11 protein-coding genes are annotated in these 14,158 nt (G+C 60.8%); 8 read left to right on the forward strand and 3 right to left on the reverse strand.

The window, feature by feature from the left end; all coding sequences use genetic code 11:
• Nucleotides 1–103: 103 nt before the first annotated feature.
• The 7 genes from VGL30_RS14060 to VGL30_RS14090 all read left to right on the forward strand — a co-directional run bounded on the left by VGL30_RS14060 (nt 104) and on the right by VGL30_RS14090 (nt 2,689).
• A complete protein-coding gene (locus VGL30_RS14060) occupies nt 104–358 on the forward strand; it encodes a hypothetical protein (RefSeq protein WP_331540632.1) in 255 nt (84 codons plus the stop codon).
• 29 nt (nt 359–387) lie between these two features.
• Entirely contained in the window at nt 388–1,092 is a 705-nt protein-coding gene (locus VGL30_RS14065) for a hypothetical protein (RefSeq protein WP_331540633.1), read from the forward strand.
• A gap of 281 nt (nt 1,093–1,373) precedes the next feature.
• Nucleotides 1,374–1,571 (forward strand): hypothetical protein, encoded by a 198-nt coding sequence (locus tag VGL30_RS14070; RefSeq protein WP_331540634.1) that lies wholly within the window; start codon nt 1,374–1,376, stop codon nt 1,569–1,571.
• A gap of 166 nt (nt 1,572–1,737) precedes the next feature.
• On the forward strand, nt 1,738–1,971 hold the full coding sequence (locus tag VGL30_RS14075; protein WP_331540635.1) for a hypothetical protein: 234 nt from the start codon (nt 1,738–1,740) through the stop codon (nt 1,969–1,971).
• Complete coding sequence (locus VGL30_RS14080) at nt 1,968–2,156, forward strand: hypothetical protein (RefSeq protein WP_331540636.1); 189 nt, start codon at nt 1,968–1,970, stop codon at nt 2,154–2,156. The genes VGL30_RS14075 and VGL30_RS14080 overlap by 4 nt, the downstream gene beginning before the upstream one ends.
• Before the next feature lie 15 nt (nt 2,157–2,171).
• On the forward strand, nt 2,172–2,570 hold the full coding sequence (locus VGL30_RS14085; RefSeq protein WP_331540637.1) for a hypothetical protein: 399 nt from the start codon (nt 2,172–2,174) through the stop codon (nt 2,568–2,570).
• On the forward strand, nt 2,567–2,689 hold the full coding sequence (locus tag VGL30_RS14090) for a hypothetical protein (RefSeq protein ID WP_331540638.1): 123 nt from the start codon (nt 2,567–2,569) through the stop codon (nt 2,687–2,689). Before VGL30_RS14085 ends, VGL30_RS14090 begins: the two co-directional genes overlap by 4 nt.
• Nucleotides 2,690–2,816: 127 nt before the next feature.
• On the opposite strand, the gene VGL30_RS14095 is transcribed toward VGL30_RS14090, so the two are convergent.
• Nucleotides 2,817–3,617: a hypothetical protein gene (locus VGL30_RS14095; RefSeq protein ID WP_331540639.1), complete on the reverse strand. Its 801-nt coding sequence runs from the start codon at nt 3,615–3,617 to the stop codon at nt 2,817–2,819.
• 521 nt (nt 3,618–4,138) lie between these two features.
• Between VGL30_RS14095 and VGL30_RS14100 the strand changes: the two genes are divergently transcribed.
• Nucleotides 4,139–8,257 carry a HigA family addiction module antitoxin gene (locus VGL30_RS14100; protein ID WP_331540640.1) on the forward strand — a complete coding sequence of 1,373 codons (4,119 nt, stop codon included), beginning with the start codon at nt 4,139–4,141 and terminating at the stop codon, nt 8,255–8,257.
• 117 nt (nt 8,258–8,374) lie between these two features.
• Here VGL30_RS14100 and VGL30_RS14105 read toward each other — a convergent pair whose 3' ends face one another.
• Nucleotides 8,375–12,985 carry a hypothetical protein gene (locus VGL30_RS14105; RefSeq protein ID WP_331540641.1) on the reverse strand — a complete coding sequence of 1,537 codons (4,611 nt, stop codon included), beginning with the start codon at nt 12,983–12,985 and terminating at the stop codon, nt 8,375–8,377.
• On the reverse strand, nt 12,986–14,158 hold a 1,173-nt coding region (locus tag VGL30_RS14110; RefSeq protein ID WP_331540642.1), incomplete at its 5' end, for a Fic family protein. It abuts the gene before it with no gap.

The raw sequence follows: 14,158 nt of genomic DNA on the forward strand, positions 1-14,158 counted from the left end.
ACGGTCGTTTATGTTGAGTAATTATAAGGGTAGAATTGTTCATATTGCTTCGGCTGCTCTTATATACGCATTGGGTGCCGCCGCGCCCGCGTCAGCCACGGAAATGACCGCTGGCGTCGTCATGAAGAACATGAAGGGCGGCGATCTCTATACCTATGTTGCCGGGATCGTCGAAGGGTTGGCGCACGCCCGCTACATCAAGGATGGCAAAACCACAGCCGGGCGCGAGTGCATCTTCAACTGGTTCTATGAGGACAAGACAACGATCAGAAAAATCTATGCCGGGTTTGAGCGCTATCCAAATGTGCTTCCGGGGCAAGTCGTCGGCACCCTCGCCGCCGTGAAATGCGGGGCTTAATGGATATAGGGGCTGATTTCTTCTTACGATTGGAATTCGCGAAGCAGGCAGAGCTTGATCGCGAGACGGCCCAACGCCTTCAGCGTCGAACTCGCGAGGACGAGGAGCGTCAGGAGAAGAAGGAAGAGAACGAGCGCAAGGAAGTGGCCGAAGAGGTCATCGCGCACGCGACGAAGAGCGATATCGCAAACTTCACGGTCACGCTCGACCGGTACGATGAGGCGACTGTAAGCGCACTCATGGAGAATGGCGTCGAGCTTCGGGCCGCTCAGGAGCGGGTCGATAAGATGCTGCTCAAAGCGCACACGCTGCCGGACGGGCGAAAGGTGTTCCTGACCGAAGATGGAACACGAGTCTTCGATCAGCACGGCACCGAGTTGAAAGCCAATGAGGTCAAGCCCGACGAGATAGACCCCCACCTGACGCGCTGGGAAACCTTCCGCCACGCGAAGCACGACGAACAGCGCCTAACTGACGAGCGCGAAGAGCTTCATGCCTATCAAGGCAAGCTCGACAATGCGCGGGAGCGCACCAAGGACCCCGATCTTTCCAAGGCCGAGCTTGAGGCGCTGGACAAAGAACTCCGCGAAGAGGCTCCCGAGCGCGTCCGTCAAAAGGTTGGCAACGACCACGCAAAGCCCGAAATCTCTGCCGAGCAAGCGCTGGAGAACGAACTTGGCCCCGCCAAGCCTGAGCGTGGATCGCAACGCCGCGCCGAACCTGCGCCCGCCTAATCCTGTCTCCCCTCTGACGACTGAACCTGGTTCCGCGATCGGGCGTGGCGGTCAGGGATTTCTCTGACATCAGCCGCGACCTGCGGATCTCATTCATGGGGCTTAGACCGGCGGTGTCCGGAAGACCAACGCGGCTCGCTTCCGCGCGGGCAAGCCCGCTTGTGCAGCTCCGCCCCGCTGCGCGGCGCTACCGCGGCGTTTGATCTCCGGCGCAGGCCCGCCGGTCAGGGAGCTCCCATGAGATCCGCGAATGGTCGCGGCCTCGAACAAAGGAGAACCACATGACCGCAAAAAACCAACCATCGCACGAGGTGTTCGTGGTGACGGGCGAGACGAAGCCCAGTCGCTGGATACGCGTCGGCGCAGCGTTCGCCAATCACGACGGCAAAGGCTTCACGGTGAAGCTCGACGCGCTTCCGCTCGACGGCAAGATCGTCCTGCGCGTGCCTGAACCCGACACCGATGAGGCGCAGGCTTAAGCTTCGACCGGGCGCCTTTCGCGGGCGCTCGGTTCCTTCCATCAAAAGCTCAGCCAGATCGAAATGTGATCGACGGTCAAGCTTGGCACGCGGAATTCGATGGAGGAGTCTGGAGAGCCCGCCGGGAGCTTTCCACCCGGCGGGCCGCGCGCCGAAGGGGGAAACGATGTGGATCGATGGCGGCGATGACAGGCGCGGCGGACCGCCGGAATTCGATCGCTACGGCATGCGGGACAAGCGCAGGCGCGTCATCTCGCTGGTCCGCAACACGCCGATGAGCTGGGAGACGGCGGCGCTGATCTGCGAAGACGATCCCGCCGTTGCGGGTGTCATGGCGAAGCTGCTGCAAGCCGCAGCACCGCCGCACTTGAAACGGCGGCGATCAAGGAAGTCACGATGAAGACAGGCTACGAACCTGAGTATTTCGACGAAGACGAGGTGACCATCAGCGTCACGATCACGAAGGGCGAGTACCGCGTCCTGCAAGATTGGGACATCATCCCAGCTACGTGCGGGCCGAGCGTGGAAGAGCGCGCGGCCTACATTCTGCATTACGAGACAGGAGGTATCATCGCCGATGCGTGAGGGGGAGGAAGCGTCATGACGGTCTCCCGCCGCGAATTGGCGATCCAATCAGGTGCGGTGATCGCTGGGACCGCGCTGCCGGGCTGGGGAGTGGCCGAGACTGCGCTAGAACCGCATCCAAGCCTGAGTGCTGACGCGGTGATGCGCCTGACTGCTCGCCGGAACGACTACCTCGCGATGCACCAAGCGAATCCCGACGCGCCACTTGGTATGCGCTGGACCTGGGCGAAGCTGGCCGATGCCTACCGCCACTTTTTGACGACCGGGGGCGATTGGGACAGCTACAACGAGACCTGCCCCGCGATATTCCGAGGAAACCCTTTCGCCGAGCGTAGGCAGGATGAGCGTTGGGCCGAAATTAAAGCGTGGCATGCGGCGCGTCCCGAGCTGAATGGCCGGTGGCGGATGGCATGACGGACGCCGAGCGGCGGGACATTCACGAGCTTGCCCGCGTGTTCGATCACGAGGCACGGGAGAGTCTGACCAACATCGCCGGTTCGCCTCGATTCTGGCCGATCCGAAAGCGGCGCTGACGGATACGCAGCGTTGGCAGTACGCTGAGATCATCGCTGCGAGCGCCGAGTTCCTAGAGAAACAGGTTCACGTCCTCACGGAGATCATGGCGGAGAGCCTTTAGGTGGCCTCATCTGTGCAGCTCAGTTACAAGCCGCACGCCGCACGCATCTCATCGGTTTGAGCCTTCGTGATGGGGCGTTCCGCCTCTCCGAAGAGGCGAATCTTGCGAGAGCCACCACCACCCCCAGAATTGGACTCCGACCACGCCTTGACCTTCATGCAGATGTTCGTCGACCCATCGGCAGCCTTCACAGTGGTGATCGGCCCGTCGCTGCATCGACCGCCATGGCAGCTAATGGGCTCGATCTTTGTGGGACCGAGTGGCTGATAGCCTGGCGGAATGGTGGCGCAGACGGTTTCTTCGCCCTTGTTTTTACCACCTTTCCAACCTGGGCCTGCTGCGTCTGCACCTCCCGTTTTCTCATAAGGTATGATGGAGGCGGCCTTCTCGGCTGCGAATTTCGCATCGAAGCAATCTTGCTTGTCCTTGCGAACCTTATCGGCGCTTTCCTGAATTCGCTCTTTCAGTTCCACGAGAAGTATAGCTTTGCGTTCTCCCGAAATACTGTCGTCAGCCGCGAGGAGGGCGCAAGATCGATACTCGGTTATCTCCCGCGCGCGATTGAACCCGCTCTCTCCAGTGGACCGAAAGATTTGCGTCGACGTGCGTTGAATGCTTTGAACGAACTTTCCCTCTGCGCCCGCAGATCCCCGCATCGGAATCGCCGCCTTGAGTTTGCCTTCGATATCGAGCGCTTCCTTGCGATGAGTATCCTCAACCCCAGGCGGCTGACCGCACAATGCGTGCGTCTTCCGTTCATATTGGTTGCAACCTGCGAGTAGCGCCGCGACCAGTGCGACGCAGAGGGCGAAGTCTCTATTCACGCTCTGATCTCTCTTCGCATCTCTATCAAGCTCATGCGCGCATCGGTGAATCCAGGCTTCACCTTGAGGCGTGCTGAAGCTACGTCTGCCCCGTAGGTTGTGCAACGTGACGTTTTATGACGAGGCTTGATCCTGCGCTTTGCCACTAACGCAGATTGCAAGGTGTGCATGGTACGACCATGCCCTCCTTGCCAGGGAGGCCCGCTGGCGCGCCTCCCGTGGACCCTCCCGGCCATTAGCGTTCGCCTTGACCCGCTGAAGGGGTCGGCTTCGCGCCATGCACCGTTTGGCCGGTGCATCACCAGTCAGAGGAGCCTCCAAGCTCCTCCGACACCTCCATGGCAAACGTCCTCGCCGTTTGATCGCGACCAAAGCGCGTATGCCGCCTTTGGAAACCTGCACCAGCTTGTCGCACTGGAGGCGACCAAGGCGCGCACCGCCCTGGACCGCGTGTAATGGGGAACAAAGCACGAAAAATGTAAGGTGTCGCCTTACAGATTACGCCGTGCTACGGTGGCGCTATGATGATGAAACCTGCCCCCATTCACCCTGGCCAGCACGTTCGCGACGCCGCCCTGACGCCCAAAGATATGTCTGTGACGGACGCGGCCAAGCTGCTTGGGATCAGCCGTCCGGGCGTCTCCAACTTCCTGAACGGGAAGGTGTCCACGACGTCCGACATGGCGGCACGGGTTGAGCGCGCCTTCGGCATTCCCGCGCAGAAGCTCCTCGACATGCAGGCCGCGTATGATGCGGCGCTCGCGAAGCGCAAAGGGGCCGGGGCGACGAGCAAGGCGTTTGTGCCCCCCTTCCTGTCGTTCAAGGCGAACGACATCGAAGCGTGGACGACGCCGAACGTCAGCGCTCGCGTCCGCCTCAGCGTCTTTCTCCGCACATTGGTCCACTCGACCGGCATGGGCCTGCGGAAGGTCGATTTCCCCGGCAATGACGACGCCATGCGTCCCGGCTGGGACGGCCAGGTCGACGCGGACGAAGGTACGCCATGGATTCCTGAAGGAAACTCGGGGTGGGAGTTCGGCGTCGACAAGAACATCAAGGGCAAGGCGGACGGCGATTTCGCGAAAAGCGTCACCGCAACGTCCAGGGCCGACCGCGACCAGATGACGTTCGTGTTCGTCACGCCGCGCCGGTGGGCTGGTAAAGCAGAATGGGTGGCGGACAAGAAAGCTTCGGGCCAGTGGAAGGATGTCCGGGCCTACGATGCCAGCGACCTTGAACAGTGGCTGGAGCAATCTCACCCTGGCCAGGCATGGTTCGCCAACGAGACGCAGGCACCATCGGAAGGTGTGCGTTCTCTGGATCAATGTTGGGCCGACTTTGCGGACGTCGCCCAGCCGAAGCTCTCCGGCGTTCTCTTCAAATCTGCGATCGACGCCGCAAAACGGACGATCAGCTCCCGGCTGAAAGGTGCACCGGAGGCCCCCACCATCATCGCCGCCGACTCTGCCGAAGAAGGGCTAGCGTTCCTGGCGCAGCTCTTCAGCAACGAGGAAGGCGATGAGTTCGCGGGCTACCGCGACCGCGTTCTTGTCTTCGACAAAACGGGCGTTCTTCACCGCCTCGCGCAGGGCAAACCGGGCTTCATCGCCGTCACAACCAACCGCGACGTTGAGCGCGAGATGGGGCCGTTGGCCACCACGCTCCACACCATCGTCGTCTACCCGCGCAACGTCGCCAACGCCACGCCGCACGTTGTTCTTGAGCCGCTGAGCCATGATGCATTTCGCGCTGGCCTTGAGGCGATGGGCCTCGAGCGTGATGACGTCTCGAAGTACGAGGATGAGTCGGGGCGCTCCGTGACTGTGCTCCGCCGAAGGCTGTCCACTGTCCCTGCTGTAAAGACGCCGGCGTGGGCGTCGGACGCGAAGGCATCTATCAGTTTGATGCCCTTCCTGTTCGTTGGTGTTTGGGATTCACGCCGGGGTGCAGATCAGCTTGCGCTTTCGCTGCTCGCCAACGACACGCCGTATGAAGCGCTCGAAAAGGAATGCCAGCGCCTCGCTGCGCTGAATGATCCGCCCATCTGGTCGATCGGCACCTACCGTGGGCTCATCTCGAAAATCGACGCCCTCTACGCCGGTGCTAGCGCGGTCACGCGTGAAGACCTGCAGCGCTTTTTCTCTATGGCGCGAATGGTGTTGGGCGAAGACGATCCGGCATTGGACCTGCCCGAAGATGAACGCTGGGCGGCGGCCATGCGCGGCAAGACGCGCGAGTTTTCGCCTGCCTTGCGCGAAGGAATTTCTGAGACGCTGGTTCTGCTCGCCGTCCACGGCAACCATCTCTTCAAAATCCGCCTTGGGATCGACTGTGAAGCTGAGGCGGCGCGGCTTGTGCGCGACCTGCTGACGCCGTTGACGACGCGAACGCTGGAAGCCAGCGACCGCGACCTGCCGACCTACGCCGAAGTTGCGCCGGACGAATTCCTCTCCATGCTCGAAAGCGACCTCAAGACGCCCAACCCGGCTGTAGTCGGCCTGATGCGGCCTGCGGAGACGGGCGTTTTTGGTAGCTGTCCGAGAAGTGGATTGTTGTGGGCCTTGGAAGGCCTGGCGTGGAATCCGGCGACGCTGCCGCGCGCCGCGCGTGTGCTGGCGAGGCTGGCGGAGGTGGAGATCAAGGACAATTGGGGCAACACTCCGATCAGCTCATTGCTGTCGATCTTCCGGGCTTGGATGCCACAGACGGCGGCGAGTCACGATGAACGCCTTGCGGTGATGAAGCTTCTCGCCAAGTCGCATCCAAGCGTCGCTTGGAAAATCTGCATCGCACAAATCGACAGCGGCCACCGGGTCGGTCACTACAGCCAGAAGCCGAGATGGCGCCCTGACGGCTACGGATTCGGAGAGCCCTTTCCGACGTGGAAGCCGGTTGTCGATTTCATGCGCGAGATGGCCGATATGGCGCTCGGGTGGAAGTCGCACACGTGCCAGATGCTCAGCGATCTCGTCGAGCACCTGCGCGACCTGCCCGATGATTATCAGGCCAAAGTCTGGAAGCTGGTTGCGGATTGGGCGGCCACGGCGAGCGACGGTGACAAGGCGATTGTCCGCGAGCGCATTCGGGTGACGACCATGTCCCGCCGCGCGGCACGGCGAGCAAAGAAGGCCCGGGAAGCTGGCATAGCGGTGCTGTCCGCCGAAGCGACTGCGGCCTATGAGATGCTTGAGCCGACGGACCTGCTGCACAAGCACGAGTGGCTGTTTCGCGAGGCGTGGGTCGATGAGTCTGCTGACGAGATCCACGGCGACGACGAGATGGATTTTCGCAAGCGGGAGGAGCGCGTCTCAGCCAAGCGCGCCGCAGCGTTGCGCGAAGTGCTCGACGCGCAGGGCGTTGATGGCGTGATCCAGCTCGCAGAGATGGGAAAAGCCGCCGCGCAGGTCGGCTGGTTGATGGCGAGGGAGATTTTGGATGAAGCCGCCCTCGCGGAATTCATCCTCCGGGCGTTGCCGCAACCGGGCGATAACGACCCTTGGCCGCGGAAGAATCTCGTTCTTGGCACTTTGCGCTCGCTCTCGGACGACGCGAAGCGCGAGCGTGTCCTGCGGCAGTTGAAGAAGAAGCTCCCGCAAGCTGCGTTCGCTGACCTCCTCCTACTGGCCCCGTTCCGCCGCAGCACGTGGCTCATGGTCGATAAGCTCGATGAACCCAACCGCCAGGTCTATTGGGAGGGCGTGGCTCCGGACTGGATTCACGATGCGGAGGACGAGAGCAGCGAGGCCGTGGAGCGCCTATTGACGGCGGAGCGTCCCCGCGCGGCCTTCGCCAGCATCCGCCATAAGACCGATGTGATCCCGGCAACCTTGCTCCACAAGCTGCTCACCAAGATGGCGGAAGGCGGCAAGGACAAGGAAGGCACCTACCAACTGGAGCACTATCATGTCGAACAGGCGTTTTCGCGCCTCGATAAATCGAATGAGGTGACTCTCGAAGAGAAGGCGCGGCTCGAATTCGCCTATATCGACGCTCTCTCTCATCCGGGCGGGCGGCGTGAAGGCTACGGCATCCCGAACCTTGAGAAATACACCGAAGCCAATCCCTCGCTCTTCACGCAGGCGATCGTGTGGATGTACCGGCGCAAGGATGGAGGCGAGGACCCGCCGGAATGGAAGACGCCAGCGGATAACGTCCAACACCTCGCGGAGCGCGGCTATAAACTCCTTGAAGCGATTGACCGCATTCCCGGTCACGACGATCTCGGCGAGTTGCAGGCCGAGCGCCTTCTGAAGTGGGTGAAGTCAGTTCGGGAAACCTGCCTGGAACTTGGCAGGGGCGAGATCGCTGACGTGTGTCTCGGCAAGTTGTTCGCCGGTGCGCCTGAAGGAACGGATGGCATCTGGCCGTGCGAGCCCGTACGGGAAGTCATGGAGGAAATCCAGACGGAAGCGTTGGCGAGGGGCGCGCATACTGGGCTCCACAATGCGCGCGGCGTGCATTGGCGGGGTGAAGGCGGCGCTCAGGAGCGCGAACTTGCGGAGAAATACCTGCGCGGCGCGCGCGCCTTGCAATACTCGCATCCGTTCGTCGCCTCGGTACATTCGAGCATGGCCAAGAGCTACGAGCATGAGGCGACACACCAGGACACGGAAGCGGGTATCAGGAGGCGGATGCGGTAAGAATTGTTGGTTGACTTGCCTGCCGGTTCTTTCGTTAACCTTAGCGTGTTGCGGTTGTTATTTAAGCGGCGCGGTCGCTTGGCAAAGGAATCACGCCGACCGCCGAGAATGAAAGACCTATCCTTGGGGCAAGAACACGCGGTTTGGCGCTTTGTCGCCCAGCAGCTTCTTCTCCCGATGTGACTTCCAGCTCTTGATGCGCTTCTTGACCTCAGAATCGAGCGACGCCTCGAAGAGGCTTGCTGGGCCACCTCGCACGCCATCCTCCGTCTGCCAGACCGCGAAACGGCCATCCACGACCTTACGAAGCAGGACGCTCCACCTCCAAAATTCCGTGGGAGAGTTCGCCTCTGACATCAGCCGGTACCAATGGCGTGACCAGACTTCGCGTTCATAGGCGTAGCGGGCCTGCTCGGCCGCGTTGCCGAGAAAGCCGTCAACTTCCTCGTATTGCGCGATCGTATCGGACGCGAATTCCGAGGGCTCTCCAAAGCCGAGCACCATAAGGCCTCGGGCGATCGCGGCAGGCTCCCGACACGCGATCTTTTCTCGCGCATACTGCTTAATGAACGAGGACTTGCCGCACAGCAAAGCAGCAAGGACCTCGGTTGAAAGCTCGTGGTCAGAAGCTGCGGTATTGAGGCGTTCAGCGCGTAGCGCGTCCCAGGTCGAATTATCTGCGGCACCCCAGACACAGAACGCCTCCAGCGGTACGCCTGCGGGGCCGTAGACGACATTGACGGCCCCATCGCGACCGCTCATCCGATCGAACAATCTCTTTGCGAGAGCGGGCTCAGGAGCGGACAATTCGCGCGCCAGCCGCAGACCAAAGTTGCTGACGCGATAAAGCTTGTCCGTGGAGGCTTCCACGAGTCGATTTGCCGCCTCGATTCCCCAGCGTGGCGACGAAGATATTGCTGCCCCGAGAGCGTGCTTGCCGACGTCATCAACGATCAAGCGCGCCTGCTTTTCGGTAAGCTCAGCTTCAAATCGTTGGAAGACATCCCAAGCCTCACGCTGGCGACGCTGAAATTCCTCCGGGCTCTCGTTTGTCCTGCGGAGTTGCGCTGCCAGTGAATTGTCTTTGCTCTTAGTTTCATGAGCCAGGCTTAAGCCCGGAGGATAGGCTGTAGGCCTCAGTGGTATCTCGCGCTCCGCGTGCGGCGCTTGGCTTCCAATCTCAGCTCCGATCGTCCGCTCCAGCGCAACTGACAATCGGGCGGCGATCCAAGGCCCAGCCTCAGCGCCGAGTTCCGAGGCAGCGAGGTCGAATGCGATAACATTGATCCGTGCAATCGCATCTTCGACGCTCATCAATCGGTGCTTGGCCGCCCGAATGATCGCTCGCGAACCGTGCCATTGCTCAAATCCTTTCTCCTTTTGGCCCGTCCAATCCGCGCTCCAGCCGGAATCTACAATGCGCTGGAGGAGAGCCGCGTCATCCAACTGAGTAGCCAACGCCATCGCTTCACCGCGAACGACGGCGTCAGCATCGTTCGTCAGCGCGCCGATGGCATCGAGCGTTTTTGGAGAGAGGGTGTTCCCCGGTCGCGCCGCAAAGCAGAGCATTGTGAGCTTTCGGTCGCTGTCACCTGCTAAGGCCTCGCCCAACGCTGCTTCGATTGCAGCGGATGACGCCGGTTTCATTGTCTCCACAAGCTTCACGATAGGGGCGTTTCCCGGGGGAAGATTGCGCAGTGCTTCGAGTTGCTCGTCGCCGCTCAAATGAGGGAAGGCTATGAACAATGCGTATTGGGACGCGACCCACGCATTGCGGTCCTCGTCGTCCTCGTGGAGGCTGGCTTGCGACGTTGCAACGCTCAGCATCGCCTCGACATTCTCAGGTTCCAGCGCCGCGCTGTGAGCTTCGAGCTCTACAAGCGAGAGGAAAAGCGGTCTGCCAGTTCGTTGGGCGGTGGTCTGCGCTAGGCGGCGGATGGTGCCGAGCGCAACGTCTGGTTTGAATCGCGCCAAACCAGGTAGGGCCATGTCCAGGAAATGGTCGTCTTGCGTCATGCCTTCTGCAGCGCTCAGCGAAGCGGGCTCCAGTTGGGCGAACTTCTCAGCCGTCGGGCCGATATTCTCCGGCTCCTCAGAGCCAGGGTCACATGGGTCGGTAGCGCAGTAATTCTCGACCAAGCGCCAGCCCTCAAGATGCTCACGGTCAGCCGTTAGTTCTTCGATCAGCGCCCTTTCGCGGCGGGCATCTTCGATCGTTGCCACGCTACGGAGCAGATAGACGAGCGCCCATTTCCCTGCTGGTGAAGTATCGGCTTCTTGTAAGAACGATGCTTCAGAAAGAATGGCGTCTCTCGTCGCTGCCCAATCATTCTCATTGAATCGAACTAGGGCGTAGAAGGCCTCGTCCGCTCTTCGCATGCCGCTGTTGAGCGCGTCCGCATAAGCCCACGTGACAAAACTACGCGCGAAGCCTGCCAGCGGCATTCCGGCAAGAATCTCGAAGGCCACATTGCTAAGCTCTGCGGGATCGGCGCTGTCATCGCGCCACATGTTTTCGCTCAAGAAAACACGCTCCACTTGAGAGAGCGACGCCATCATCGCATCGATCCGTTGGCGAGAGACCACTAGAGCGGCATCATACTTCTGGAGATCGTCTGTCTTCCGGTGGTAGACGCGCAGTTCAGGCGACAGCGAGTAACAGCTTAGCCAGCGCTTCAGTGCGTCGGAGATTGAGGCCCAGGCGGCAGGAGATGTGCGTGCGCCGCGCATTGCATGAATAAGCCATTCACTGCGCGAGACATGCCCGGGAAGGGCAGCAATAAGTTCGATTGCCTGCATCGTCGCATCGGGACGAGCGCGGAGCGCCGTAGCGAAGGTCGTGAACGTGTCGTCGTTCACGTTCTGTAGTTGCACGTAGGACGCTTGCAGCGCCGCACTGATTTCGGGCGCGCACCGTTCATCTACGCTTGCGATGAGGGTCGCATTGAAAACGGCTTCTGCGGTTCGGTCTAGCGCTGCGATCGGCTCCAGGAGACGCGCCAGCGTGTCCGTCAGATCGTCTCCGGAACGCTTTGCCGTGGTCAGTCGATCGATGATGGACAGGCCTAACGCGTATGAAAGGCCATCGTCAGTAATTTGATACAGCGTCTCGTCGTCACCAAGGGTGCTGAAATATCTCTCGCTCGTAACTGAGAGGAGACCGCTTTCCAGTTCGAACTGGTTCTGACCATCAATCTCAAATACGCGTTGATCAGCCGATCTCTGTGCCTGCGCCCGATCGATGATTTCCTGCGCGTGCCGAGAGAGTCTTTTTGAGAATCGAGCTGCAGTCTCGGGCGCGTGTCCGTCTTGCTCGCCCGTGCGGATATGCTCGAACATCAGCCTACCGATGCTCAACTCATCGAATGACGCGATGCTCCTCCGTTCAAGCAGATCAAAGGCGATCCCGAGAACCCTCGGGTTTCGAAGAATGCCGAGCACCTGCGGAGGAAGGGGCGCGGCTTCAACACCTTTCTCCGCAAGAATTTTGAAGAGTTCTTCGTTCGTCCACTCCGGAACCGCCACGCGCTCAACCGTAGTTGCGATTCTACCGGATAGATGGGCGTTGAAATGTGCAGTGCGATCGGTGAGGACGAGCAGACCGCCGATCGCCCTGAGTTTGGACGCTGCGCCATCCAGCCAGCGCACCCAATCAAAATTTGAGTGCTGATTGAGACCATCAACGCACAGAACAATACGAGGATGTTCCGGAGGCGGCAGGTCGCGCCAACGATCAAAGCGGTTTGACCAGCGTGTTTTCGTGTAGTCGTTTGCGCGATCTTGCGTTTGCGCGATAAGGCGTTGGATCAGAAACCCGTCGAAGTCCGTGAGGCTATCGCGTGGAACGTCGATGGCAGGCACGATGATAAGGAGGGAGGTCGTTGCCGCTGCCTTCCAGGCCTGCGCTACGATCCAGGACTTTCCAACGCCCTCGTTTCCGAGAAGGGCTACGATCTTACGATCGCCGGAGCCCGCGAGCGCCGCCTGAACGGACGCGACAAGAGCATCTCTCGGCTGCGTCGGTAAGGGCCATGTCGCAAATGGAGCGAGCCGTTGACCCAAATCCATTCGCGCCATGTGAGGGTCGGTGAAGGTTTTGTTGAGCCATTGGGCATTGCGTTCCAGCGCTATGGCGGCACCCAGAGACCCCGGTGCAAGCTGAGCGGCTATCTGCGCGGACGCGGCGGCGAAGGCATCCTCCTTCGCGATAATCTCCAGCGCAGGCTTTGCGCCAGCGGCGAGCGCCTTATCCTCGAGTTGCGCCTCAAGGAAGCTAACAGTTCGCTCCGCTGCCATCCCACACGCCGCAGCGAGAGGCGGCACAGCTGAGGCGGTCGGCCAATCTAGGACGAGCGTCGCAATCCCGTTCTTTGCAGCGGCTGGCCGCGCCTGTCCCAGCAATTGCGTATTAGCTTCAATGGTCGCGCCAAGAATCCAAATGTCGGGAGGCGAAGGGCTCGCAATGATCGAAGTGATCTTCGTGAGAACTTCATTCTTGTTGATGCTGCCCTTGTAGAGTTTGCCTTCGAAGGAGAGATGATCGGCTCCGGTTAGGGTCTCGCCATCGACGCCGAATTGAAGCCCGGAACTCGCGAGCCGAAAATCTTGCTTCGTGATCTCGTTGAGGATTTCCGCGAGTAGCCCCTCGAAACCATTCTCGCCCGTGGGGCGCAGACCCAAGAGAGCCGCTTTCAGCGCTTGCAGCGCGGTTTTGAGGTCTGAAGGCACTTAGGCTTCCGCTCCCTTGTCGGGGAACAAGCCCGGCATCCAGCGGGACGCCAGCGTAGCGGGGAAGGCGAGTTGGAGCGGCGCGCGCGAGCTCGCGGACTTCACGACACCAAGTTTGGTGAGGGCTTCGGCCACGCGCCGCGCCTGGCGCTCGCCGGTGCCGACAATTTCTGTGAGATCGCCGCGCGGTAGCTCGCCCCGATATTGGAGGACCTCTAAAATATCCTTCGCTTTGGGCGGCAGAGTGCCAAGGCGCGTTTCTTCTTCGGCCCACATGGCGATACGCACGCGCAGTTTGTCGGGCTGGATCAGCCCTTCCATGAATTCCACCTGGTCGATGCAAGTGCGCAGGAAGAAGCGCGTGAATTCGGCGAGCGCTTCCTCACTGAGCGACCCGCGCCCGTCGAGATCGTTGCGGCGCGGCAGGTCACACGCGGCGAGATGGCCTTTGTAGACCGCGACGTTTCTAGCGAGGCCGCGCGCGACTGACCACAGCGCTCCCGTGTCGAGCTTTTCGAGAAGGACCGCATGCGACATCAGCCGCGCGACGCGGCCATTGCCATCGAGAAATGGGTGAAGCCAGAGCAGCCGGTGATGCGCCGTGGCGGCTGCAATGATGGAATCCGTTTTGCCAAGGCGGCGATAAGCACCTTCGAAGCGGTCCATGAAGCGCGGCACCGCGCCGGGACTAATCGCTCGGTGGCCGCCGACCTGCACGTCTCGTTTGCGCAGCTCGCCGGGTATCAGCGGAATGCGTTCGCCGGTATCGGGATTTTCCGCCCAGAGCATGTCGGGCGGCAGCAGTTCGCAAAAGCGGAAATGGGTCTCGCAGATGCCCTCTTGCGAAAGGGCGCGCTCTTTCAATCCGCCTTCGTCGATCCATTTTTGAACCGCGATATGCGCTTTCGCTTCGAGCTGCAGATCGCGCTTTTTTGCGTCGGCGCTGTAGTCTTCGTTGAGCGCGCGTTCGATATCGATGGGGTGCGTGTCATGGCCTTCGATGAGATTGCTGTAGTAGCAGTTCATCGAGCGCACGAGGTCAGCGAGCGAGGCCGCGATATTTGGCTGTAGGCTGCGGCGAAATCCGGCTGATTTTGCCGCGAGTTCCACGGCGAGGTCGGTGAGCTCACCGCGCTTGTCCGAGCTTTCGCCGATGAGCATGGGCTCCATAAG

The sequence above is a fragment of the Phenylobacterium sp. genome (assembly GCF_036502675.1).
In the GTDB taxonomy this organism is placed as follows: Bacteria; Pseudomonadota; Alphaproteobacteria; order Caulobacterales; family Caulobacteraceae; genus Phenylobacterium.